General features: G+C 36.2%; 25 protein-coding genes and 4 pseudogenes. 9 read left to right on the forward strand and 20 right to left on the reverse strand.

Going from position 1 to position 25,200, the window contains the following annotated elements:
* Nucleotides 1-31 precede the first annotated feature (31 nt).
* From EUBELI_RS14260 to dctP, 11 genes and pseudogenes are all read right to left on the reverse strand, one after another.
* Nucleotides 32-425 (reverse strand): annotated as a pseudogene (locus EUBELI_RS14260) (N-acetyltransferase family protein).
* Nucleotides 400-627, reverse strand: coding sequence for a hypothetical protein (locus EUBELI_RS14750; protein WP_012740497.1), 228 nt, complete (start codon nt 625-627; stop codon nt 400-402). Before EUBELI_RS14750 ends, EUBELI_RS14260 begins: the two are co-directional and overlap by 26 nt.
* Entirely contained in the window at nt 603-2,168 is a 1,566-nt protein-coding gene (locus EUBELI_RS11375) for a sensor domain-containing diguanylate cyclase (protein WP_012740498.1), read from the reverse strand. The genes EUBELI_RS14750 and EUBELI_RS11375 overlap by 25 nt, the downstream gene beginning before the upstream one ends.
* Nucleotides 2,169-2,292: 124 nt before the next feature.
* Nucleotides 2,293-3,108, reverse strand: a complete 816-nt coding sequence (gene rhaD, locus EUBELI_RS11380) for a rhamnulose-1-phosphate aldolase (protein ID WP_012740499.1) — start codon at nt 3,106-3,108, stop codon at nt 2,293-2,295.
* Nucleotides 3,108-4,343: an L-rhamnose isomerase gene (locus tag EUBELI_RS11385; protein WP_041688914.1), complete on the reverse strand. Its 1,236-nt coding sequence runs from the start codon at nt 4,341-4,343 to the stop codon at nt 3,108-3,110. The genes rhaD and EUBELI_RS11385 overlap by 1 nt, the downstream gene beginning before the upstream one ends.
* Nucleotides 4,344-4,379: 36 nt before the next feature.
* Nucleotides 4,380-5,792, reverse strand: coding sequence for a rhamnulokinase (gene rhaB, locus EUBELI_RS11390; protein ID WP_012740501.1), 1,413 nt, complete (start codon nt 5,790-5,792; stop codon nt 4,380-4,382).
* Between the two features lie 31 nt (nt 5,793-5,823).
* The gene (rhaM, locus tag EUBELI_RS11395) at nt 5,824-6,138 is read right to left on the reverse strand and encodes an L-rhamnose mutarotase (RefSeq protein WP_012740502.1); all 315 of its coding nucleotides are present in this window, start codon (nt 6,136-6,138) and stop codon (nt 5,824-5,826) included.
* Nucleotides 6,119-7,258: a glycoside hydrolase family 88/105 protein gene (locus tag EUBELI_RS11400; RefSeq protein WP_022097385.1), complete on the reverse strand. Its 1,140-nt coding sequence runs from the start codon at nt 7,256-7,258 to the stop codon at nt 6,119-6,121. Before EUBELI_RS11400 ends, rhaM begins: the two co-directional genes overlap by 20 nt.
* 28 nt (nt 7,259-7,286) lie before the next feature.
* A complete protein-coding gene (locus EUBELI_RS11405; protein WP_041688915.1) occupies nt 7,287-8,594 on the reverse strand; it encodes a TRAP transporter large permease in 1,308 nt (435 codons plus the stop codon).
* A gap of 36 nt (nt 8,595-8,630) precedes the next feature.
* Nucleotides 8,631-9,095, reverse strand: coding sequence for a TRAP transporter small permease (locus EUBELI_RS11410; protein ID WP_041689054.1), 465 nt, complete (start codon nt 9,093-9,095; stop codon nt 8,631-8,633).
* A gap of 41 nt (nt 9,096-9,136) precedes the next feature.
* Nucleotides 9,137-10,159, reverse strand: coding sequence for a TRAP transporter substrate-binding protein DctP (gene dctP / locus EUBELI_RS11415; RefSeq protein ID WP_012740506.1), 1,023 nt, complete (start codon nt 10,157-10,159; stop codon nt 9,137-9,139).
* A 222-nt stretch (nt 10,160-10,381) separates the two neighbouring features.
* On the opposite strand from dctP, the gene EUBELI_RS11420 reads away from it, so the two are divergent.
* Nucleotides 10,382-11,296, forward strand: coding sequence for an AraC family transcriptional regulator (locus tag EUBELI_RS11420; RefSeq protein WP_012740507.1), 915 nt, complete (start codon nt 10,382-10,384; stop codon nt 11,294-11,296).
* Between the two features lie 27 nt (nt 11,297-11,323).
* Here EUBELI_RS11420 and EUBELI_RS11425 read toward each other — a convergent pair whose 3' ends face one another.
* From EUBELI_RS11425 to EUBELI_RS14755, 3 genes are read right to left on the reverse strand one after another with little or no spacing between them, the layout of a single operon-like run.
* Nucleotides 11,324-11,560: a hypothetical protein gene (locus EUBELI_RS11425; protein ID WP_012740508.1), complete on the reverse strand. Its 237-nt coding sequence runs from the start codon at nt 11,558-11,560 to the stop codon at nt 11,324-11,326.
* A 23-nt stretch (nt 11,561-11,583) separates the two neighbouring features.
* A complete protein-coding gene (locus tag EUBELI_RS15000) occupies nt 11,584-12,639 on the reverse strand; it encodes a hypothetical protein (protein WP_012740509.1) in 1,056 nt (351 codons plus the stop codon).
* Nucleotides 12,636-13,205 (reverse strand): UvrD-helicase domain-containing protein, encoded by a 570-nt coding sequence (locus tag EUBELI_RS14755; RefSeq protein WP_012740510.1) that lies wholly within the window; start codon nt 13,203-13,205, stop codon nt 12,636-12,638. Before EUBELI_RS14755 ends, EUBELI_RS15000 begins: the two co-directional genes overlap by 4 nt.
* 658 nt (nt 13,206-13,863) lie before the next feature.
* Between EUBELI_RS14755 and EUBELI_RS11440 the strand changes: the two genes are divergently transcribed.
* The gene (locus tag EUBELI_RS11440) at nt 13,864-15,009 is read left to right on the forward strand and encodes a Fic family protein (RefSeq protein ID WP_012740511.1); all 1,146 of its coding nucleotides are present in this window, start codon (nt 13,864-13,866) and stop codon (nt 15,007-15,009) included.
* Between the two features lie 25 nt (nt 15,010-15,034).
* Here EUBELI_RS11440 and EUBELI_RS11445 read toward each other — a convergent pair whose 3' ends face one another.
* The 4 genes and pseudogenes from EUBELI_RS11445 to cas2 form a co-directional block, all read right to left on the reverse strand.
* Complete coding sequence (locus tag EUBELI_RS11445; RefSeq protein WP_012740512.1) at nt 15,035-15,343, reverse strand: hypothetical protein; 309 nt, start codon at nt 15,341-15,343, stop codon at nt 15,035-15,037.
* Between the two features lie 655 nt (nt 15,344-15,998).
* Nucleotides 15,999-16,247: pseudogene (locus tag EUBELI_RS11450) on the reverse strand (cysteine peptidase family C39 domain-containing protein); the annotation flags it as partial.
* 31 nt (nt 16,248-16,278) lie between these two features.
* Nucleotides 16,279-16,596: a P-loop NTPase family protein gene (locus EUBELI_RS11455; protein ID WP_022097868.1), complete on the reverse strand. Its 318-nt coding sequence runs from the start codon at nt 16,594-16,596 to the stop codon at nt 16,279-16,281.
* Between the two features lie 168 nt (nt 16,597-16,764).
* Nucleotides 16,765-17,121 (reverse strand): CRISPR-associated endonuclease Cas2, encoded by a 357-nt coding sequence (cas2, locus tag EUBELI_RS11460; RefSeq protein WP_012740515.1) that lies wholly within the window; start codon nt 17,119-17,121, stop codon nt 16,765-16,767.
* Nucleotides 17,122-17,373: 252 nt separating this feature from the next.
* Here cas2 and EUBELI_RS11465 point away from each other — a divergent pair.
* The 3 genes and pseudogenes from EUBELI_RS11465 to EUBELI_RS14070 form a co-directional block, all read left to right on the forward strand.
* Nucleotides 17,374-18,186: pseudogene (locus EUBELI_RS11465) on the forward strand (ATP-binding cassette domain-containing protein); the annotation flags it as partial.
* A complete protein-coding gene (locus EUBELI_RS11470) occupies nt 18,186-19,928 on the forward strand; it encodes an amino acid ABC transporter ATP-binding/permease protein (protein ID WP_012740517.1) in 1,743 nt (580 codons plus the stop codon). The pseudogene EUBELI_RS11465 and the gene EUBELI_RS11470, both read left to right, overlap by 1 nt.
* Nucleotides 19,929-19,931: 3 nt before the next feature.
* On the forward strand, nt 19,932-20,126 hold the full coding sequence (locus tag EUBELI_RS14070; RefSeq protein ID WP_118142279.1) for an iron dependent repressor, metal binding and dimerization domain protein: 195 nt from the start codon (nt 19,932-19,934) through the stop codon (nt 20,124-20,126).
* A gap of 111 nt (nt 20,127-20,237) precedes the next feature.
* Here EUBELI_RS14070 and EUBELI_RS11475 read toward each other — a convergent pair whose 3' ends face one another.
* The gene (locus EUBELI_RS11475) at nt 20,238-20,645 is read right to left on the reverse strand and encodes a hypothetical protein (RefSeq protein WP_012740519.1); all 408 of its coding nucleotides are present in this window, start codon (nt 20,643-20,645) and stop codon (nt 20,238-20,240) included.
* A 128-nt stretch (nt 20,646-20,773) separates the two neighbouring features.
* On the opposite strand from EUBELI_RS11475, the gene EUBELI_RS11480 reads away from it, so the two are divergent.
* The 4 genes and pseudogenes from EUBELI_RS11480 to EUBELI_RS14895 all read left to right on the forward strand — a co-directional run.
* A complete protein-coding gene (locus EUBELI_RS11480) occupies nt 20,774-21,529 on the forward strand; it encodes a DUF6033 family protein (RefSeq protein WP_171029228.1) in 756 nt (251 codons plus the stop codon).
* A 47-nt stretch (nt 21,530-21,576) separates the two neighbouring features.
* Nucleotides 21,577-22,119 (forward strand): hypothetical protein, encoded by a 543-nt coding sequence (locus tag EUBELI_RS11485; protein WP_008116573.1) that lies wholly within the window; start codon nt 21,577-21,579, stop codon nt 22,117-22,119.
* Between the two features lie 412 nt (nt 22,120-22,531).
* Nucleotides 22,532-23,746, forward strand: a complete 1,215-nt coding sequence (locus EUBELI_RS11490; RefSeq protein WP_008116575.1) for an ATP-binding protein — start codon at nt 22,532-22,534, stop codon at nt 23,744-23,746.
* A 78-nt stretch (nt 23,747-23,824) separates the two neighbouring features.
* Nucleotides 23,825-24,019, forward strand: a pseudogene (locus EUBELI_RS14895) (LysR family transcriptional regulator); the annotation flags it as partial.
* An 854-nt stretch (nt 24,020-24,873) separates the two neighbouring features.
* Here the strand turns inward: EUBELI_RS14895 and EUBELI_RS11495 are convergent.
* On the reverse strand, nt 24,874-25,173 hold the full coding sequence (locus EUBELI_RS11495) for a metalloregulator ArsR/SmtB family transcription factor (RefSeq protein ID WP_012740521.1): 300 nt from the start codon (nt 25,171-25,173) through the stop codon (nt 24,874-24,876).
* Between the last annotated feature and the right edge of the window lie 27 nt (nt 25,174-25,200).

The raw sequence follows: 25,200 nt of genomic DNA on the forward strand, positions 1-25,200 counted from the left end.
AAACGGACGGCAGTTTTATGTTTTTATATATTTATCCCCAGACTTCTTTCGGTTCTGCGTTATGCTCCCCAATCATCTTCTCCATCCACACCATATCGAACCACTGGTTAAACTTATACCCACTGTCATGAAAACGACCAACTTCTGAAAATCCCAATCTACTATGGAAGCGGATACTGTCATCATTAAGATACTTGCTTTCCTGTACAGGGCATGCAATATCCGGCATATGCATAACCGACAATCTGTCCATTGTCAACTGCCTTGATATATGGATATCTGTCTGAAATATTCACAATTCTTTGTCTGAATTCTTCTACCGAAGGCACATCATATTCAAATGTTATCGCTGTATTCTTAACATATGGTGCATATATTTCAAGAAGCTCCTCTGCGTCTTCAATTGTTACATTCTGAATTTCCATAATTTTCTCTCACTGTTTCAAGATTAGTTATCAATGCATATATTACCCTGCCATATCGTCCATTCTCAACAATTCTTCCATGGTCAAACACCTGTATATGCCCGCCATCTGCTTTCTGCATATTAAAATGCGTATAACCATTAGTATGTCCTTCATCTATCTGCTTCCATATATCCGCTATAACAGCTTCCCGTTCATCCACTCTAAGATATTACGGAAACTTCTTTTTGTATATTCAAGCAGTTCATCCATGTTCTTACAGCCTGCAAATCTGATAAATTCACGGTTTGCAAAAAGAATTTCATCATCATTCTTATCTGCTTTGTATATGATAAATGCTCCTGGAAGATTTTCAGAAACATCTTTAAGTGCAAAACCAAGCTGTGTACGAATCTCCATCCTGAGTCCGTTCTTATATGCCATGCAGCCATTTTTTCCACGAAGTTTCACCTCATAAAGTGCAGTATCAGCACAACGCATGAGCTTTGATGGCTTGTCAGCATGAACCGGATATTCAGCATATCCAACTGATATAGTGAACTGCTGCTCTTCACCTTCATATTTAAATGAACGTTTTAACTTTGTGAATTCCTCAAGTTTTTCCTTAACATCTGCACATGTGCAGTCTGGCAGGAAAATACAGAATTCATCACCACCATTTCGTCCTAAAACCACATTTTTATCAAAAAACTTCTGCATTCCCTCGGACAATACCTTAAGTGCCACATCGCCATAAACATGGCCATACATATCATTGATAGTCTTAAAATCATCAATATCAAATTCTACTCCTACACAGTGATTATCCGGATTCTGCTTAAGATACCTTGTTACTCTTTCATCATATCCATGACGGTTATATATTCCTGTCAAAGCATCTGTTATAGCCAGTTTCTTAAACTTCTTTCTGTGTTTGTCAAGCACAAGCAGAGCACATGTAAATCCTGTAAGAAGCAGAACAATAATAACTCCGCCTATTCCAGCCGCATACAGATATCTTCTTTCAGACTGAGTCTTATATGGCATTATATCAAGCTTCCACTTGCTGTCTCCTATATCAAATGTATATGAAACAGGATTCTTTAACTCTTCTTCCGAGCCATACACTTCTTCAAATTCAGACCCCCACGGAAAAGCAGTTTTATATAATATATAATTATAACCAAAATCAGAAAGTGCCTTCATTGAATCAGCAAAAATCTCAGGAACACGGATTATAACTATTGCAAATCCCCAGAAATCTTCATGTCCGTTTTCTTCAATATATACAGGATTTCTTACAACTATACCATATCCCCCTTGCTTTAATTGAAATGGTCCCTGCATTGTAACAACTTTATTATCTCTTCCATAACGGCATATTTCACCACGATCTTTGTCATTTAACAAATCAATCTTTCCCGCATCATTGCCTTCCTGAGGATAAATATCTGTCACAACACCATCTGGTGCAATCTGGATACTCTGAACAGAATCTGCCATCATCTCCTCTGCTATCTCACAGAATTTATTAAGCTGTCCATCTTCACTTATAATTATCTGTCTTAATGAGTCCGAAACGGCTATGCCTTTCATAATATCCGTCTTCATACGCTCTGCATAAGTCATTGCGTTAAGATTCGCCATTGTCCTGTTCTGCTTATTCTGCTCGTTATTTATGCTGCATACAATACCTGCCACAGCACTCATTCCGATTATAAATACAACAAGTGGAATAATAATATTTTTCTTTATAAAATGCATTTCATTCACTCCAAACTGCTGATTTGTAAATATTTATTTATTATATCACTTTAAATTTTATTCCGCATTAAAAATGACGCAGGAATTTCCTGCGTCACTGCATATGTCCTTATATGAAACCGCTTTATATATTAAGGAAATCTTTTCTATAATCCACCTTAAAGAATTCTGCAAGCTTAATCATATCTTCGTCTTTTATTGTATTCTTTCTCTCAAGTCCAGCTGTAAGCATATATATCTGTGCAGCTTTTTCAACAGTTTCAATAAGTCCAAATGTCTCATCAAGAGTTTTTCCAGCACCATATATTCCATGCATTGCCCATATAACAAGTCTGAATTCTTTCATTTTTTCTGCTGTTGCCTCGCCTATTTCATTAGTTCCGCAAAGCATCCATGGGAGAATACCTACACCATCCGGGAACACAACTATACACTCAGTACACATTTCCCAAAGTGTATGCGTAAATTTCTTCTCGTCAAGTTCATGAACATAATTCATGGCAAGTGTATTAGTTGGATGTGAATGTATAACAACTCTGTTATCTTTATCAACAGAAAGTCTTGCCATATGACTCATAAGATGCGCTGGTAATTCGCTTGTGAATTTTCCTCCATCCTTATATCCCCATAATAACTGCGCTGTTGTTCCATCTTCAGCTATTCTTATTATTCCAAGATTATTCTCTGGATCTGTCTTTACATTTTTAAAGTACTTACCTGTACCGGTTACTATAAATATTCTGCCAATAAGTGCATCTGCTTTGAAACCCGTCGGAATCTCTCTTAACACATGATTAATATCAAGATATTGTGCAACTTCTTCTTCATCAAGCATATAGCTGATATTACCACCATTTCTTTCGTCCCAGCCAAGACGATACATATTAGCTGTAGTATCACACATTTCTTTAACAAAAGGTGCTGTTAATATATCTTTCATTATCGTGCCTCCAATACTTTCTTTTCGTAATCCATAACCTCACTGACATAATCAGCTGCCACATTTTCTCTATTAAGATATTCCTGCCATATATCTCCAAATGGCATAATCTTTAATTCTTCCTGTGCTGCCATAAGTTCTGTGAACCTTCCTTCGTTCTGAAGATTGCGAAGTAATTCTGGCTCTAACAATGCATACAAAAGAGCTTTCTGAACACTTCTCATTCCGGTTATCCATGCAGATATTCTATTAATTGATGCATCGAAATAGTCAGTTGCTATAAATACCTTGTCAAGCGCATCTGCTCTGACAATTTCTTTAGCAATCTCTCTGGTTTCGTCATCATATAAAACTACATGATCGCTGTCCCATCTTACAGGTCTTGTAATATGTAATGCTAAGTGGTCATTGAATAAAAGCATTGATGATACCTTATCTGACACAACCTCTGTAGGATGATAGTGTCCATTATCCATAAGTGGGGTTATGCCTGCTCTTGCTACATAATTCATGCAGAATTCAGACGAACCAACTGTGTATGATTCAACGCCTATGCCAAATACTTTAGATTCAAGACACACAAACACTTTGCTCTTATCATATGGAATTGAAAGAATTTCATCTAAAGATTCTTTAAATCTCCTTCTTGGTCCAAGTCTGTCTGCCGGAATATCCTTATAGCCATCCGGAATCCATATGTTCATTACACATGGCTGTCCTGTTTCATTAGCAAAATATTCTGATATCTCAATACATCTCTTGCCATGTTCAATCCAGAATTTTCTTACTTCTTCATCTGGTGAGGATAATGTAAGTCCATCTTTAACCATTCTATGTGAGAAAAATGTTGGATTAAAATCAATTCCCATATTGTATTTCTTAGCAAATTCAACCCATCTGGTAAAATGTTTTGGTTTAATTGAATCCCTGTCTGAACCGTCATCTATAATGGCATAACTGGCATGAAGATTTAGCTTCTTCTTTCCAGGTACAAGTGTCAATACTTTGCTTATATCCTGCATAAGCTGCTCAGGAGTAGCTGCTCTTCCCGGATAATTTCCAGTAGTCTGTATACCACCTGACAGACTTTCTCTGCTGTCAAAACCAATTACATCATCTCCCTGCCAGCAATGCATTGATACCGGCACATTCTTTAATCTATCTAATGCAGCCTCAGTATCAACTCCTATACTCTGATATATCTTCCTTGCTGATTCATATCGTTCATTAGTCATATATAGCATTATCCTCCTTATATAATCTGAAATTTATTATCTTTTCTGCTCAAATCGTTTAATATCAAAGGAATCTCTTACACACGCTCTTGCTTCCTTCAAATTCTTAAACACACTATCTGCTATCATCTGCGCCATAATATTTCCAATAGCAGTAGCCTCTGCTGGTCCCGCTACTACTGTTTTCCCAGTCGAATCAGCCGTAAGCTGATTAAGATATCCAGCATTAGCACCTCCACCTATTACATATATTGCATCATATGTAATGTCCAGATTCTTTTCTATCTGCATAACTGTATCTGCATAACTGTCAGCCAGACTCTTATATACAACTGCTGCAATCTCTCCGGCTGTGTCAGGTATAATCAAATCATTATTATTGCAGTATGATTTGATTGCCTCTGTCATATTCTCTGGTGCAAGAAAGCATTTATTATTAACATCTATCCTTGATGTTATATAGTCTGTCTCCTCTGCTTCCTTACAAAGCTCTGCAAATGTATATCTGTCTTCAAATTCATGCCTTACAGATTGTATAATCCAGAGGCCCATAATATTCTTCAAATATCTAAATCTATAATCGTATCCACCTTCATTGGTAAAATTACATACCTGGCTTTTCTCATCACATCTTGCCTTTAGAAGTTCTGTCCCCATCAGTGACCATGTTCCAGAACTTAAATACAAAACATTATCTGCTACTGTTGGAACAGCCATAACTGCGGATGCTGTATCATGACTTGCACACATAACAACCCTTGTATTGTATCCAACAATCTTCTTAATACCATCAGTTAATTCTCCCAGTATTGTTCCCGGCTGCTTAAGCTCCATAAACATATTTCTGTTGATTCCAAGCATATCAATCAGTTCATAATCCCATTGTTTAGTTTCCGGATTAACAAGCTGTGTTGATGTTGCATTGGTATATTCCGATGCTTTAACCCCCGTAAGAAGAAACTGAAAATAATCTGGAAGCATAATAAATGTCTTCGCTTCCTTTAACTGTTCAGGTCTTATAAATTTATCCGACATGAGCTGGTAAATTGTATTAAACTTCTGTTTCTGAATACCTGTTCTCTTATATAATTCTTTTTCGGATATCACCTTATAAACTTCTTCATCCATTCCATCTGTACGTTCATCCCTGTATCCATATACATTTCCTATGCATTTGTCATTATCATCAAGAAGAACATAATCAACAGCCCATGTGTCAATCGACATGCTTACTGGAATTTTCCCGAGTTCTTTACATTTTTTCATTCCTTCAATAATATTGGCAAACAAGCTGTCAACATCCCATAACTTGTTGCCATTATCATTAATCATGCCATTATCAAAACGATATACCTCTTCTATTGTCATTCTGCCGTTGTCCATGGATGCAAGAATATGTCTTCCACTTGAAGCCCCAATATCAACGGCAAGGTAATATACCGGTTTCATACAATCTTACCTCCTGTATTAAATTCATGTATTAATCAAGATGAAAAACACACCTTAAATCATCACTCACAGGACTGTCGTCTGGATTAACCCTCATAAGAGGCGCCATATATTTCCACCACTTTCTGTTGATCTCCGTGTCTGCTGACTGTGCCCACTTTTCTTCATCTTCAATCTCTATATATCCATATAATATGTTAGTTTCATCATCTAGAAATATAGAATAATTATGTCCGCCATATTCATGTATCATTGCCTTCATTTCAGGCCATAATTCATTGTGACGCTTTTCATATTCATCAGCACATCCAGCTTTAAGATACATTTTAAATGCTTTTCTTATCATTCTGTAATGCCTCCACTAAAGCCAGTATTGTAAGTGACTGTCCATATGCCATAGGCGCTATAAGTATGTTCTTATAATGCTCCGCATCATATCCCATACCAGTTCCTCCAGATACATTAAGCACTGTTCCATCTGAATCAATATTTTTAAGTATTGCATTTATCGCTTTGTCAGCAACATCTATATAAGAATCATCAAGTATTCCCATTCTGATTCCCTTTAATATACCGGCTGTAATTGCAGCACTTCCGGATACTTCTTCATAACTTGATGAATCTGTAAGTACTGTATGCCATAATCCGCTTTTACTCTGCAGCTTCTTAAGAGCAGCTGTCTGGGCTTTATAAGCATCTATTATTATCTCTTTAACACCACTGTTAAGTGTTCCCTTAAACATATCAACATAATCAAGAATTCCTAATGTGAACCAGCTATTCCCTCTGCACCAGAATATACCACCGAAATTATTCATTTCATTAAATGTCCAGCCATGATAAAACAATCCTGTCTTGTTGTCGCAAAGATACTTTATATGCATAAGTACCTGATGTATTGACTCATTTATCCAATCCTGACGATTATACTTCTGACCCATTTTATTAAGGAATAAAACTGTCATAAACAGAGTATCTATCCACATTTCATTCTCATTGAGTCTTACTCCCTGTCTGTCTCCATTCGCACTTGTAACATGCTGGAATCCACGTTCCTTTGTTCTTGGAAGGCAGTTCATAAGCCACTCTGCCCATTTGATACACAGTTCCTCGAACTGTGTATCATTGTAATAGTTATTTAATTCAACAAGAGTAAGTAACGGTGTTGTTGTGTTGATATTCTTTGATGGAAGACCTTCTGCTATATTTTCTTTAAACCATTTGTAAAGAAATTCTCTATACTCATCATTGCCATTAATCTGCATTATCTTAAGCAATCCATATAAACCGACCCCCTGTGGCCAGTCCCACTCTTTAATTCCAAAGTCTCTTTTAAAGAAGCCTATTGACTCACCGCCTTTTTCCAGCTCTTCATCATTATCAGGTCTGCCAAGATTCATAAGCTTATCAATTACAAGATTAAGCTTATTCTCAATTTCTTTCTTGTCAGGTTTTTTATTGTTCATATATATGTCCTCCGTTTTTATCTTATTTTTATCCCAACAATCCAAATACTGTTGGCAGCCACATACTAAGCTGTGGTACAAATGTTACAAAAAGAAGTGCGACCAAAATTGCTACAAAGAATGGCACCAGTTTCTTAATTACCTCTTCTACCTGAAGATGCGATATACTACAACCTACAAATAATACGCTTCCTACAGGTGGTGTAATTGTTCCAATTGAAAGATTCATAACCATCATTACACCAAACTGAATAGGATTCATACCTAATGCCTTAACTACAGGAAGGAATATAGGTGTGAATATAAGTAACGCCGGAGCCATATCCATAAATGTTCCTACAATCAGAAGTATCAGGTTAATAATTAACAGAATAACAATCTTATTATCAGACACACCCAGTAATGCTGCACTTATAGCCTGTGGAAGACCTGTGAATGATAATACGAATGACAATACTGATGAAGCTCCTATTATAAGCATAACTATTGCTGTCATAACTGCTGTTTCTTTTAAAATTCTTGGAATATCTTTAATCTTAATGCTCTTATAAACAAACACAGCCAGTATAAATGCATACACAACAGCTACACCAGATGCTTCTGTCGGAGTAAAATATCCTGATAATATACCACCAATAATAATTACAATGAGGAAAAGACTTGGTATAGCATCCCAGATTGTCTTTAATACAACCTTAGCTGTAAGATGATCTCTCTTGATTACATATCCATGCTTTTTTCCATATACGAAAGCAACTACCATACACAGTAATGCCCATAATAATCCCGGAATCCAGCCAGCCATAAGTAATGCTGCAACTGAAACTCCACCACTTGCTGCTGAAAATACAATGAATGAAGCTGTTGGTGGAATTAACTGTCCTACTGGTGCTGAAGCAACATTTGCTGCTGCTGAAAATGCCCTGTCATATCCCTGTTCATTCTCAAGTGGCTGCATAACACCACCAATTGCTGTTGCTGCTGCAATACCTGAGCCTGATATAGAACCAAACATTGCGTTACCTGCAATGTTAGTCATTGCTAAAGAACCTGGAACCTTACCTAAAACAAGCATTGCCAGATTAATAAGCCTTTTTGCTATACCACCATTACTCATTAACAGACCTGCAAGTACAAAGAACGGAACTGCAAGTAATGTGAAGCTGTCAATACCTGTAACCATTTTCTGAGCTGATATAAACACACCAAAATGTGGTGTAAGAAACATAATTAATGTAACAAGTGATGCTGATATAATACTGAATGATACTGGAACACTAAATGCCAGTAATAAAAAGAATACTATTATCAATACAATTGCTGCCTGTATTTCCATATTGCCTCCTTCTGCATATATATGCATTATTCAATCTTAATTCTGTCTTAATTTCTTAAAATGATCTACAATCTTAAACACTCCGTAAATAACCATGAGAACTCCACATACCGGAACACATACATAATAGACCTGCATAGGAATCTGCATAGCTGGTGAGAGCTGTCCTGCTGCATTAGCAGTAACCATAATTCCACCAATAATCATTACTGAAACACTTAAAATCATAATAAGCACATCTATTGCAATCTGAGCAAGTGTTTCATTCTTTGGCTTGAACTTCTTAACTATAAGATTGATAGCCAGATGACTGTTTTGTCCATATGCGTAAGGAACGCCCATCATTGTCAGCCATATGAGCATATATCTTAATAATTCCTCTGTATATTTGCTTGGATTATGTAACACAAATCTTGTAATTACCTGCCAGCAGCATCCAAGTACCATACCGGCTACAAGCACCTCTAATATTATTTCAACTACTTTATTCAAATACTTCATGCTTTTCTCCTTTCTTCCTGCAAACCATGGGCTTATATGCATTAATCTGCATATTTCTGAATGTCATCATATAGCTTCTTATATGCTTCGCCCTTGTTATAGAAGTTGGCATGTATTGGCTGTACTGCCTCAATAAATGGTGTCTTATCTATATCCTTATATACATGCACGCCTTTACTTTCTGCATGTTCAATGGCATCCTCCATCATTCCATTATAAAGACTCTTAAAGTTATCATTTGTTTCCTCAAGTGCTTTTATAAGACTCTGTCTCTGTTTCTCTGACATCTTATTCCATGTCTTAGTACTTATAATGAATATATCTGGTGAAAACTGATGCTCTGTATATGTATAAGACTTAACAAGATCTTCATGTCCATCAACAGTAAGAGCAAGCTCTGTGTTCTCTGCTCCATCAACGACACCCTGCTGTAATGACGCATATGTCTCTGATGCAGCCATAGGAACCGGTGTTCCTCCCATTTTCTCAATCATATCCATTGATGTTGAACTTGGCATTGAACGAATTTTCTTTCCACTAAGAACTGATGTATCTGTAACTGGAACATCATCTTTAAGATAGAAATTTCTTGCACCATTAGCATAATATCCAACAGCTATATATCCATCATCTGCTGTATCAGCAAATAATTCTTTAACTGCTTCACTATTCTCCATCGCATTATAATAATGCTCCTGATTCTTAAACAGATAAGGAATTGCAAATATTGCATATCTGTCATCAAACTGACCTAATGTGTTAGAGCTTACTTTTGCCATATCAATAATTCCAGCCTTAACCATCTCTATTTCTTCTTTTTCTGTACCAAGAACACCACTGGCAAATATCTTAATATTTACCTCATCACCAGATTCTTTTGCGGCAAAATCTGATACCTTAGCAATTGAATCCGCTATTTCTGAACCCGCTGACTGATTATGCGCCAACTGAAGAACTAATTTATCTGATGAATTAATCCCTTTAACCTTAATAAATGTTACTATTACAATAATGAGACACACTGCAACAAAAGCTGTGCCTATTATCTTTTTATAAGCTTTCATAACCTTCTCCTTTCTTATGAGACCCCTTTATTGTTGTTACTTTTTATTTTTGAAATCCGCGCGTATTTCAAGGCTTGTTTCATAAGCCATTTCTTATCTTGTAACTGGATTATATCACCGCAAAATATTACTTTTCTTGAACAATATTGCTATATATGTTTGATTTTTTAAATATATTGCTCTATACTTTTTAATTAATAATAATTAATTGTGAGGTATTGTATGGCAGATAATAAAATCACTTTTTTTGGCAAATGCGATGGAATATCCGTAGAACAGCTTATCCGTTATAGCCGGTTCAATATGAATGTGAAGCATTTTCACAACCAGTATGAGATATTCTACATAATTGAAGGAGAGCGCCAGTTTTTCTTCGATAACAAAAGCTATAATGCTTATGCTGGAGATATTGCAATACTTGATACCAATCTGGTTCATACTACATGCTCAATATCAGATGAGGATAAAGGCTACAACCGTGTTATTCTTTACATTGATTATGAAAAGATGTGTGATTTTGACAAAAAGTATCCTGGTCTTAATCTTGTTAATTACTTTCATAATAATTATGGCATATACCACCTCAATGAAGACCAGCGTATAGCATTTCTTAATCTATACAGGGATTTAAGACATGAATTAACCAAAAAGAACAGTGGATATCAGTCAAGGGTGGAAATTGCAACTATATACTGGCTGTATAAACTGCTCTCCCTGAAACATGACAGTACGCAGATACATGCTGTAATTAATAGCCCAAAAGAATTATCTGCCTCTAACATAAGTGCCTATCTTGAAGCTAACTACACAAAAGAGCTCGCCCTTGATACTATCTCAGACGAGCTCTTTATGAGCAAATATTATATGTGCCGCATATTTAAAGAATACACTGGATTTACTATCACCGAATATGTTAATACTCTCCGCATTAAGAAAGCCACCCAGATTCTCGAATCCTCTAATCTCAGTATATCAGATGTTGCTGCTGAGCTTGGTTTTGAAAGTGCGTCATATTTCGAAAGAATATTTAAAAAAATAATGACTGTAACCCCTTTAAAATACCGTAAAACTCACCAGTCTGTTACAATTGAACATGAAGAACTCAACACACTTGATGATTCTGATTATCTTGACTAATTTTACAATTTATTAATAAACCAAATATTATCTTCTCATACCCATACCACAACTCATTGATGAGTCATTGTCTGGTATTTCTGAGACATATCTTGCATTAAAGGCTGCATTGACTTCTGAAATCTCTTTCACCCCGTCAATGTAGTCTTTAAAATATGTCATCAAATCTATTCCGCTGCTCTCGCAGCCTTCTGTTTCTTCCCATTCCTTTATTAACTGGATTCTTTCTGATTTAGTTGTGTCTTTTATTAATGTGCTTTTCATTGTGTGTCTCCTTATCTTAAAATCTATCCTTTATAACTCAAATTATTATATACAGATGCATCTGGCATTGTTCTCATACTTGGTCCTACTACAACAAATGTGCCATGACTATTGTAATAGCTGTATCCTGATACCTGATATACAGGTGGATTGCCATATACAAAATCAGGTCCGGTTCCGCCATATGGATTACCACCACCATTTGCATTATTAACTGCAGTTTTCGCTGTATATCCTATATATGCCATTGCTCCCGTTAACGCAAATGGTAATAATGTAAGTAAGATTACAATCGGATACATGGCTATATTTCTCATAGCAAGATAAAACTGACTCTTATGTGTTGCCCTGATTATAGCATATGTTATTACTGAAATTAATATTGCTGAAACAAGCACTGTTATTATTGAAATCTGTATATTAAAATAATATGCCGCTACAATTGGTGTCGCTTCTGCCATAGCCAGTGCAATATAATACATTACATTCATCACTCCTGATTTCCAGTTGTGGATTAACCATTTAATCTTAGATGATGACTTAACAACAAGCATAAAAATAATAAATATAACTAATAATGGCGGAAACACTATCATTAGAATAAACATCAAAATTTTTATTATATATCTTGAATTATCAGCAAACTCTTTATCCTTAATTTTCTTGTTTTCAAATTTTTCTTTTTCTTCATCCGTTAAATGATTATATATATACTCATCAGCTTTTTTCTTGTTCTTCTTTATTTTTCGTATACTTGCAATTCCAATTACCAACAAAAAAGTAAATGCAACAGCAGCACCAAAAGCTTCTCCTCCATTTGGAATATAGGGTCCGATTGCCGCAAATAAAAAAGTCATAAAAAATATAATATGATATTTTATATCAGATTTTTTCTTTCCTTCTGCTATAATAGGGATAATTACTCTATCCTGACCTTTTTCTTCCTGCTTATATCTTACTTTTTGTTCTGGTACTGGTTTTTGTACATGTATTTCATTTTCATTCTTTGACACTCTTTTTAACTTATTAATAAATGCTTTTCCAACTGATGACTTAAACACATCTCCTTTTTTATTCACGGCATCCAAAACATTTTTGGCATCCTCTGGATTATTAATATCATATTTTTGTTTAATCTTAAGAATAACCTGCAATTCAACTTTTGCCCGCTCATATTCCTGCTGCGTATCAAATGTAAACCCACCCAGTGAATATTTTTTATCTTCCATAATCTGTGCTTCATCTGCGAAGCTGCCTTGTTTGTAAATGTAAGCGCCACAATAGATGATGGCTCAACAAACAGTTCTGTTATGAGATATGCTATTCTATATGTAAGTACAAATGTTTTTCCCGAACCTGGAACTGACGCAACCCTTATGTTGCCTTCTGTCTGTGTTATTGCCTCTGTCTGTTCCTTCGTTGCCTTTTTTTCAATCAGAGAATCCAAGAAACTACGCATATTCTCAGATAAATCGTCCCTTGAACCTTCTGCATTTACAATTACCTTTGTTGCTTCATCACCAAGTGTCAAGGAGTGGTCCTGTTCACAGATATTGTTAAATGTGTAGATTGGAAGATTTTTACCAAAGACATCTTTCAGACATATAAATATAACATATGTCTTCTTAATATGAGTTATTATCATTACTAGATAATACTAATATAATTACACTATTATATTACCACATTTATATGAATATTGATATCAATAATCTTATATAGTATATGAATAGTTTGTTATCTAATCTGTCTCTAGTATGATAATGCAATATGTAATTTCATTAATGTGAATTAATTGAATCAAATGCATTAAAAAGTTCTGAAAACGCATTCAAATCTAAAAATCTAAGGTCGACAATGTCGCTAATGCGACAGTCAGTATCATCAATTCTGAATATACAAATGATCTCTTGGGAATAAGAACCTCATCAATTACTGTAAAATCAATGCATTCTTTAGGAATTTTTCCAACAGTGGGATAGAAGCATTTGACTTCATCAGTATCAAATGAAATACTTGCAATGTAATCATTTAAGGATATAAAGGGTGTATTTTCAATGCAATATGGTAGATTATAATTAATAGATAAGAACTTATGTGTTAAATCCAGATAGGATTTAATAATAAAGAAGTGATTAACTTGAATTTTCCAGTGCAGTTTTATCTATGAAATTTCATGAAAAAGCAATTTTATGAAATTTCTATCGCAATATATTTTCATTATAATTTGAAAAAATGAAAATTCCATGCTAAAATAACATTAGAAATTTCATTTTCCGTTTTTCGGAGGAAAGGAAACAATCATGACAAATAGAGCTGGAACATTTGTAAGTAATCTATCAGGCGAAATGGCTTATGATTCTTTTCGCCCGGCTCCTCTTCCACCCAATCCTCCTATTGAGATATCTGGAGAGCTTCTTACGAAACTTATTGATGCTAATAAGAAAATAGCAACACTTGAAGGATTATCATCTCGTATACCTAACATGGGGCTTTTCGTTTCCATGTATGTTAGAAAAGAAGCACTTCTTTCTTCGCAGATTGAAGGCACACAGTGTACTCTTGAGGATATCTTGAATCCTCTTATTGAAAATAACACTAATAGAGATGTTTCTGATGTTGTCAACTATATTCGTGCAACTGAATTTGCACTTGAGCGACTAAAAACATTGCCTCTGTGCAACCGTTTAATTAAAGAGACTCACGCAGTTCTTTTGGAAAGTGCGCGAGGACAGGAAAAAAATCCTGGGGAATTCCGATATTCGCAAAACTGGATTGGCGGACAGGGAAGTACTCTTAAGAATGCCAGATATATTCCACCAAACCCGGAAGATATGTTAACTGCCATGTCTGATCTTGAAAAATATATAAATAGTGATGATACCCTCGATCCATTGATTCAGGCAGCCTTAATTCACTACCAGTTTGAAACCACACACCCATTTCTTGATGGCAATGGACGTGTAGGACGACTACTCATTACACTTTTCTTGATGGAAAAAGGTATTTTGTCAACTCCGGCACTTTATATTTCATATTACCTAAAGATGAATCGTATAGAATATTATGATCGTATGACTCAGGTACGACGTACTGGTGATTATGAGCAATGGATTTCTTTTTTCCTTCAGGCATTTGCAGATTCTGCGGAGGATGCAATCCATACAATTGACCGACTTACTGAATTACATGATAAAAACTTAAAGTTATTTAATGCTTTAACAAAGAGACAGCGTACCAGTGCCCTTAAAGTATTTGCCTATTTGGAATCTAATCCTATTATTGATATTCAGAAAACTGCTACTGCACTTGAAATGTCGTATAATACTGTGGCAAAGGTAGTTTCCATCCTGATTGATGATGAAATATTGGAGCAAACAGATAAATCGGGAAAGGCTAAGATTTATTCATATATTGAATATCTTAATATCCTTCGTAAGGACACCTAAAAGGTAAGCATCAAACAGATGACATTTAATTAGAATTTTTATAATGCGAAAAATGCCCACCATCATCATATTTAATGGTAGTCCTTACTAATGCAGATACCACAACCTGATTACATTCCTTTGTTACATCGAATAGTTTTCCGTTTGGCAAAGGAATAGCTTCAGTTTCCAAATTAAAGCCCAATAGATCTCGGACCTTATTAAAAACTGTTGCTGATGGGAAATAAGCCTGATGGGTGGTATCTTCTTTGAATTTGTAATCTTCAAGTTTTAAAATGCCTGATAATTCAAAAAAGATATCCTTTTGTGATTTTCCCTGAATAGTTTTGTTCATAGACAACCTCCTTTTCTAGCCTTTGGCTTAATAATTTTCTATATAATCAGCATGGATTTAAGCAATAAAAAAAGCACGGAAAATCCGTGCTAATACATGCTGAATAAATAGCTCCTGATTTGTATGTCACAAGTCCATACAAATGACAAATTCTCAACAAGAGAATAAATAGGAATTACTGATATAATATGAAGTTATCATGGGTATAAACTAAACGCAAGAATATAATGATATTTTAGTATGATACATAATAAATGTATTAATTGATGTTTCTCATATACATAGTCTTGCGTCCGACTCCGGTTTTAATAATAGCTCCTTCTTCTACAAGTTTTTTAGTGCAGATTTAACAGAGGAACTGCTAAGGCTAGGACATGAAAGTAAGGCATCCTGTTTTGAAAACTTTCCAAGCGTATTTTCTGTGAATGACTTTACAATGTCGTAAGCACTGGTCTTCTTTCCAGTTTTTGTTGCGTGTTTCTCCCAAACGTTACATTTTTCTACCAATTATAATATATTTTGGGAGAAAAACAAAAGAAACGGGAGTAACATTTTACTATCTTATATATTTTCCACTTAAATTTGATTTATTTATTGTCTTCATTATTCTGTTCATGAAAGTTGAAGATACACCATTTTTGGAGGGGCATTCAACAGCAATGCAGAGCAAGGGAAACTCTGAAAAGAATGATTCCTTATTCCCTTTTACTCCCTTTGCACTAAAACCCAAGTGCTCTGCTGCTTTAATTACACCATATGCATTAGTTCCCTGTTTATCTGTTCCTGCAACTTCACGAATCTGGGTAATACCTATCTTGTAACCATTCTGTTTACAAATGGTCGCAAGACATGCGACACCACAATCAGTAATGTCGTGCTGTTTTATACAATAATATCTCATCATTTCCTCTATTTTCTATTTTTATAACAACGCATCATCCTATTACTAACATTAGCCAAGCCATAAAAATACTCAACACTAAATTTACAATAACAAATATACTAGTGTATTTCTCTTGGTATCGTTTTAAATCACTAATTTTCTCTTTCTCTCGATCAGTCATTCTCCATGTTGCTGGAAATAACGCTGCAATTGAAAAAATTATAAATAATAAAATTGCAACAAAGGACAAAGTAATTACTACACCCATATCTCCATCACAAAAAAGTCCTTTATATATACTAGATGCCAGAATCAATACAAAACATACAATTTCTAAGCATTTTTGCCAAATATTAAACTTGCCTTCCATTTTTATCACCTCCTTTTTTCTAGTGTACCACATAAATATTACTAACACCATATCATTTTTTATCAATAATTTAGTCTAGTTGAACGATACACCATTTTTGGAGGGGCATTCAACCACTATATTTAGTGCAATGTTTTATTTATTTTCTAAACATAGATAAGTGCTCTGTTACAAATCATATTTTTGCATAATATGACTATTTGTTCCAACTATTTTTTCTTGATAATCCGGTTCACCCGTCACCAAATATATATTATTATATTGCTTCTCTGTTAAGCGTAAAAGTCTCACCGTTCCGGTTTTAGGTGCATATTCTTCTATTCGTCTGAAATGTTTTTCGGATGCTTTCCGGTTTTGCACTATCCGCATATACACTTCCGGTGCAATTCGCAAATAGCCATCTTTATGTAAAAACTTTTTAAGCTTTGTATACTCTGTTTTGGTTCCCCATTTCTCTGTCGGACTAAGAATAAAAGTAATCTCATTCCGTAATCCCCTCCATACTTTCAAAATGTACTTGTCCATATAATAAATCCTCCAGTATAATATATTCGCACATACGTCACAGTTCTCCGATTGCCACATTCTGTTATATCTTGTTATCAGATTTTCTTGCCCTTGTGTTTACCCTTATCAGCTTCCAAGGGAAGAATAAAACAGTGTGAAATCGTATAATAAGTTAAGGTGAGCATTTTGCGATAAATCCTTTATTTTCAAGGCTTTTGGAGGATTTTATTAAAACCCTGTGGGGGTTAATAACCACTTATAAAATTGTGGTTTTCAAATTTAGATTTGCCGGAACCACAGGCTGGAGAAAAAACACTGCCGGATGGAGCGTTAGATGTTACATTAAAAGATGTGCACTTTTCTTATGAAGAGGACAGAGAGATTTTAAAAGGAATAGGCTTAAATCTTCCGGCAGGAAGTTTTGTATCACTGGTTGGTGAATCCGGATGTGGTAAGAGTACGATTGCCGGAATCCTTGCAGCAAAGAACCGGGGATATAACGGAGAAATCATCATCGGTGGCGTACCGCTTAATGAAGTGAATGAAACCAATCTGATGCAGAGGGTTGTTCTGGTTCGCCATAACAGCTACCTGTTCAAAGGTACAGTAGAAGAAAATCTGAAGATGGCAAAACCGGACGCAACGAAAGAAGAGATGGAAGCTGTCCTTCAGAAAGTGAATCTCTTAGGGTTCTTACAAACACAGGATGGCTTGCAGACACAGTTGTTGGAAAAAGCAAGCAACCTGTCCGGCGGTCAGTGTCAGAGACTGGTAATTGCCAGAGCATTGCTTCGGACAGACAGTGCGGTTTATATTTTTGATGAAGCTGCATCCAATATCGATGTAGAAAGTGAAGAACTAATCATGAATGTGATTCACGAACTGGCAAAGACAAAGACGGTACTTCTGATCTCCCACAGACTGGCAAATGTCGTGAAGTCTGACAAGATCTATTTCTTAAAAGACGGAGAAATCAAAGAAAGCGGAAAGCATGTCGAACTGATGAGCCAGAATGGTGCGTACAGACATCTGTATGAAAGCCAGATGGCACTGGAAAACTATGGAAAAGGAGGAATGGCATAATGAGTGAAAATACGAATACAACAAAACGCAGAAGTGCCATCCAGATCATGGGAAGTCTGATTGGTCTGGTAAAACCCTTGCTCCATATCATGCTGGCAGCAATCATCCTTGGAACATTGGGTTATTTATGTGCAATCTTCCTGACGATACTGGCAGGACAGGTTATCATGCATGGTCTTCTGACAGGAGTAGCCGGAATGATTGTTCCGGTGGACAATATGTGGCGGGTATTTACTCCAGTAAAAACGATTATTACAGTCATGATCGTAATTGCAGTGCTTCGTGGAATCCTGCATTATGTGGAACAGTATTGTAATCATTTTATCGCATTTAAGTTGTTGGCAATCATCCGTCACAAAGTGTTTGCGGCACTGAGAAAGCTCTGCCCTGCAAAATTGGAAGGACGGGATAAGGGAAATCTGATCTCGATTATTACAACCGATATCGAATTACTGGAAGTGTTCTATGCACATACCATTTCTCCGATTGCGATTGCAACGCTGACCTCAATTATTATGGTGATTTTTATCGGAAGATATCACTGGCTGGCAGGAGTGATTGCTCTGGTAGCTTATCTGATTGTCGGTGTTGTCATCCCGATGTGGAATGGAAAACGTGGAAGCCAGAAGGGAATGGAATTTCGGACAAACTTCGGAGAACTGAACAGTTTTGTTCTGGATTCTTTACGTGGACTGGACGAGACCATCCAGTACGGACAGGGTGAAAAGAGAAAAGAGCAGATGTCTGAGCATTCCAAAAATCTTGCAGGAATGCAGGAGTCATTAAGCAAAATGGAAGGCTCACAGCGTTCATTTACGAACATGGTTATCCTGCTTGCATCTTTTGGAATGCTTGCACTGACGATCTGGCTGTACGACAAAGGTGCGATGGGATTCGAGGGAATCTTAACCTGCACCATCGCAATGATGGGTTCTTTCGGACCGGTAGTAGCATTATCAAGCCTTTCCAATAACCTGAACCAGACACTGGCAAGTGGTGAGCGTGTTCTTTCTCTTCTGGAAGAGACACCGCTTGTGGAAGAAATTCCGGGTGACGTGGAAACTTCCGGTGCAGAGAGCATGGAACATGAATTTACAGGAGCAGAGGCAGAGCATGTAACATTTGCTTATGATAATGAGGTTATTTTAGATAACTATTCACTGAAATTACAGCCGGGTAAAATCACAGGGATTCATGGTGCGAGCGGCTCCGGAAAATCTACGCTCTTAAAACTGCTGATGCGGTTCTGGGATGTGCAGGATGGAAGTGTATCGGTAGACGGTACAGATGTCCGCAAGATTCCGACCAAGCATTTGAGAGATATGGAAAGTTATGTCACACAGGAAACGCACCTGTTCCATGATTCGATTGCAAACAATATCGCAATCGCAAAGCCGGGAGCATCCAGAGAAGAGATTATGGAAGCTGCAAAGAAAGCGTCTATCCACGATTTCATAATGACACTTCCGAAAGGATATGATACAGAAGTCGGAGAACTGGGTGATACGCTGTCCGGTGGTGAAAAACAGAGAATCGGAATTGCAAGAGCATTTCTCCATGAATGCCCTCTGATCCTGCTCGATGAGCCTACATCGAACCTCGACTCTTTAAACGAGGGAATCATTTTAAAATCATTGAAAGAATCGGCCAAGAAGAAAACGGTTGTCCTGGTATCCCACAGAGTATCCACAATGAACGTGGCCGATGTAGTATATGAAATGGAGAACGGCAGAATTTCTTAATAAATTCTTAGAACTGATAGGGTATCTCCAGAAACTGCAAATCATGATGCATGCCGGATGGAACATACAATCAGCGAAGAATCTTTCCAGAAGATTCAGGAACTGGTGAAGAAGATAAAAAAGAAGATTCATCAAAGGAACAAATGGAAAAACAATGGCAATGCCATTAAGTCAGTTGTTCGAAGTTTTGTTCGATAGCTCAGTTGTTGTCAAATATCCGATATTTTGAACTCAAAAAGCCAAAAACAGGTATGCCAAAAAGACAGATGCTGTCCATCTGCCAAAAAGAAGGATATTCAGTTGCAGAACTTACCGATATCCAAAATGAATTGCGCTGATTCCACGGAGAGGCCGTTGAAACTGCCGGAACCTGTCTTTCACTGCGTGGACATATTTCATCATCAGCCGGATAATATCGATGTGCCTTCCAGAATCCCTGCGCATGAAGAACTTTCTGGCTGTTTTTAATGCTGAAGAAAAGTCAAGTTCATAGAGATACTTGTTGCTGCCATCCCGTTTCTTTTTCAGGTTTTCTTCTGCCGCTTCGTTTGCGATAAAAATGCCGAAATTGCATTGGAACAATTGGTGCCTGACACAATAAACTTGCAATAGGCTGCTTTTTTCTGTTGAGCAAGAAGTATCTTTTAATTCATATTTAGGTGGTTTGTCAATAGCAATAATATTTAATGCATAATCTGATTTAAGAGTGAATTTCAAATTTTAGATTTTCAATAATCATGGGATAAAAATAACAGGGAGGATTATAGTTTTCGGAATAAAGCCGATATATAATATTAGAAACAATAAATAATAAAGAACGGATTCAGAGAAGGAGGACAAAGGATATGTCAATGAATGTGAATACAACGGGTACTGTTTATGGAAGTTATCAGAATACCTACAAGGCAGGTACAGTAGATAAGAAAAAAGAAACAGCGAAAACAACAGAAAATGATAAGGTCAAGAAAAATGTGACAGAAAGTATAGCCGAAAAAAATCTAAGTAAAGAGGCACAAAAAATGCTTAAAGATATGCGTGGCTCAAGAACAGATATGGACTTTATGGTTGCAGATTTTGAAAATGGTGATAATGCTAAAGATATTTTAGCACAAAGTGATAAAGAGTTTACGGTTATTTTCTCAAAGGAAGAAATGGAGAAGATGGCATCCGATCCCAAATATTATGCTGAAAAGATGCATAGTATTGAAGGTGCTTTGCGTATGTCGGATGAAATCAATGCTCAGTTTGGATTTGAAAGAGCATTTGGTAAGACAAACGGAATAGAAAACAGTGCAGATACTGATACAAAAATAACAAAGTTTGGTATTTCTTTTAATAGTGATGGAACTACAACATTCTTTGCTCAATTAGAAAAAACATCAGCTAGTCAGAAAGAATATCTTGAAAAAATTCAGGAAAAGAAAGCTGCGGAGAAGAAAGAGGCGAAGAAAAAGGAACAATTAAAGCAAATTGAAGTAAAAAAAGCTACTGTTCAAGCAAATTCAAAAGATGAACTTTTGGATAAAATTAAAAATATTGAATGGAATTCTATCAAACCAGAGGATAATAAAATCGGTGGAAGATTTGATTTTTCAATTTAGTATATTTAGATGGGGATGATTACATAAAGTATGGGGGTAGATTCATTATGAGAAAACGTTTTTTTTCTATTATTGTATGTGTTGTCATGCTTTTTACAATGAATGTCACAGCTTTTGCGGCAGAAACTCAGGAAAATTATTCGGAGACGGAGAAAACAATGACATTTGAAATAACTCCGACAGCATTAACTTCTGGATCATCACGACATTCTGTTGGAATGTTAAATTCCTTTTTTGGAACAAATGATACAGTGGCAACTTCCGCTCTTGGTTCTTTTACAATCAGCAGCACATCTGTTCCGTCAGGCTCCACAATCAGTAAAATAGTGGTTACATCCACAAAAAGTAGTGGAAGTAGTGGAAACATCGAATTATTTGTTGCTAAAGATGAGGATAATGGAGATGGCACATTTGACAGATATACAGACAGCAAAAGTTGGAATAGTTCTCTTACTTTTGCAGATTTTGGCAATTATAATTTAAGCCCTGTTGGAAATTATTATGTTCAATTTGAATCTACAAGGTATTCAACGGGAACTGTTGCAGCAGCAACATTAAAAAATATTTATGTCACAGTATACTATCATTAAAATTTTATAATCCCCATTCTAAACAAGCAAAGATGTTGTTATTCAGTTAGCAGCATCTTTGCTTTTAATTGTATAATTGATATGACTATTGAGTTAGAATGACATTGATAGCGATAGAAAGCTATATATTACAGAAGCAGACTTTGATAAAAAAGCATTTGAGAGATTATATAAATTGAATATTATATAATCAGAGGTATATAGAACATGCACAGAGACACTATATTTCAATATGAAACAATGGTGCCTGACACAATAAAAACGCATAGCCAAACTTCGCTCGGTATAACTGCCTGATTGTGTCGAAATTCGTATTTTATCAATTATATCTGATAAAACTGGATTTGCGGTATTGAAAATCAGTTATAGCCGTGGTACCATATAGACAGTTTCAGAAGGGAGGCTGGTCTACATGATTAAACGAGAAATTTATATGAGCCGTATCCGTCCTTTTATCGGAAATGAGCTGATAAAGGTTCTGACAGGGATTCGCCGTAGTGGAAAATCTGTCATGCTGAGCCTGATCCAAGAGGAACTTGCCCAAAACGGGGTCCAACCAGAACAGTTTATTTCCCTGAATTTTGAGAACATGAGCAATGCACACCTTTGTACGGCTGTTGCATTGCATGATGAAATCCTTCGCAGAACAAAAGAAATCAGCGGCAAGGTTTATCTGTTCTTCGACGAAATCCAAGAGGTGGCTGATTGGGAAAAATGTATCAACTCTTTCCGGGTGGAGCTGGATTGTGATATATACATTACCGGTTCCAACGCCAAGCTGCTTTCCGGTGAGCTTGCCACTTATCTTGCCGGACGGTATGTGGAGTTCGTGATTTACCCGTTTTCATTCAGAGAGTTTATGGAGCTGTATCACACCGTTTACGAAGGTGCAGACGAAAGACAATGCTTTACAAAATATCTGACGCTGGGAGGAATGCCCTATTTGAGCAACCTTCGCTACGACGATGCCGCCAGTCGTCAGTATTTGCGGGACTTGTTCAACTCCGTAGAGCTGAAAGATATTATCAAGCGAAACAATATCCGTGATGTGGATATGCTGGAGAGAATTATTGCTTATATAACTTCCAACATCGGCACTACCTTTTCTTCCACAGCCATTTCCAAGTATCTGAAAAGTGAAGGGCGCTCCGTTTCACCAGAAACGGTACTGAACTACATCAAAGCCTGCACGGACGCATTCCTGTTTTATCAGGTGAAGCGCCAAGACCTCCAGGGAAAGAAAATCCTGACCGTCAACGAGAAATACTATGTTGCAGATCATGGTGTCCGGGAAGCCGTGTACGGTGGCAACATGAAGGACATTAACCTTGTCCTTGAAAATGTTGTCTACATGGAGCTGCTGCGCCGTGGTTATTCTGTGACTGTTGGGAAAGTCTCTGACAAGGAGATTGACTTCGTATGTGAAGATCATGGGAAAAAGCTGTATGTTCAGGTTTCCTATCTACTTGCCTCGGAGGAAACCATCCAGCGTGAGTTTGGGGCGTTTGCCGGTGTTCGTGACAATTTCCCGAAATACGTTGTAACGATGGACGAACTGGATATGAGCCGAGATGGAATCAAACACCGCAATATTCGTGACTTCCTGCTGGCAGAGGAATGGAACTGAAATGTTCTTCTTTCACCAGAAGATATGCAGAAGTTCTTCCAATGCCGAGAATGAAAAAACAATGGTGCCTGACACAATAAATATTATGATATGTCTGTATTTAACCGCTGTATAGAAACCGGGAATGTTCTCTTAATACTGGAATGTTGGCAGGATGTCCACCCGGCGCTTGTCAGTATCCCAGTGAAATGGGAATACAGCTCGCCGTATGGACTTTTGTATGCTCTGAATCCGCCGGATGATGTTATGCAGTTTGAAAACAATGGTGCCTGACACAATAAATATTGTATAAATGTCAATGCTGTTGTGGTACATGTTGTATTCTGCGTAAATGGTATTCATGTTGTGTCTCCTTTAAACCAATAAAAATATAGAAGCATTTCAATCAGTTCACAATGTCACTTTTATTTTGTGTTATACTGTTTTATATAATTTTCTTGCCCTTGTTTTTGCCCTTATCAGAGTTCGTAAACACTGGTGGGACGATATAACGCAAGGGAAACAATAAGGGAAAGCTCACCTGCGATAAACTTTGTGTTTTCAAGGGATTGAGAGATATTTGATAATAAAATATAACAGTTATTAAATCCCTTGGAATATATGAAATCTCAATTCAAATTTTGGGGAGAAAGCATGAAATAGGGCTTATTATATTCATAAATGTATATATTATGTAATTTTAAATTTTATATTTAATTTTAGATTATCCGCATAAACACTACACTTTTAAACATTTTGAGGTATAGGAAATATTCATTTTACCACAGATTTACCACGATTGAATGAGCCTTGATATGATGATAAAACGACTAAGGGAGATAGCACAAATAACTGTGCATCTCCCTATATTTTCTTTGTTTATTCCGTTGATTACTTCATTTGATTTCAAACTTTAACGCCTTTTTATATCTCGTTTTTTAAGTCCAATCATAATAGAACACCTACCTTTTTATAACTTCTTCTGTTATCATATTTTCAAATTCCACATCAGAATAATCCAATCTTTGGATTGACATTGTAAATCTGAGCGTATCTTCTGATACCGGGAATTAGTTGATTTTCTTTTGCATGTTTTACAAATATATCTATTCTAAGCAATTCTGCAATTTCTAGATATTTTGGAGTGTTCATTTTATCCCTTTCTCTTTGAAATTTTCTATATCATTCAGAAATTGAAACCACCTACTCAATACATTATATTTTTCAATGTTGAGAGAATAGTATATCTCTAAACCCACTTTTTTAGATGTTATCAAATTTCCCTCTGCTAATACTTTTAAGTGATGTGAAATAGTAGCTCCAGTGAGTTCAAAATGTTTGGCTATATCTCCGGCACATAAGCATTTACTTTTTAAAAGGTAAATAATTTTTCTTCTAGTTTCGCAAGAGAGAGCCTTAAAACTAGAAGTTAGTTCTTTCTCATTCATTTCATAAAATTCTCCCAGTATTCTAGC

It is taken from the genome of [Eubacterium] eligens ATCC 27750 (assembly GCF_000146185.1).
Lineage (GTDB): Bacteria > Bacillota > Clostridia > Lachnospirales > Lachnospiraceae > Lachnospira > Lachnospira eligens.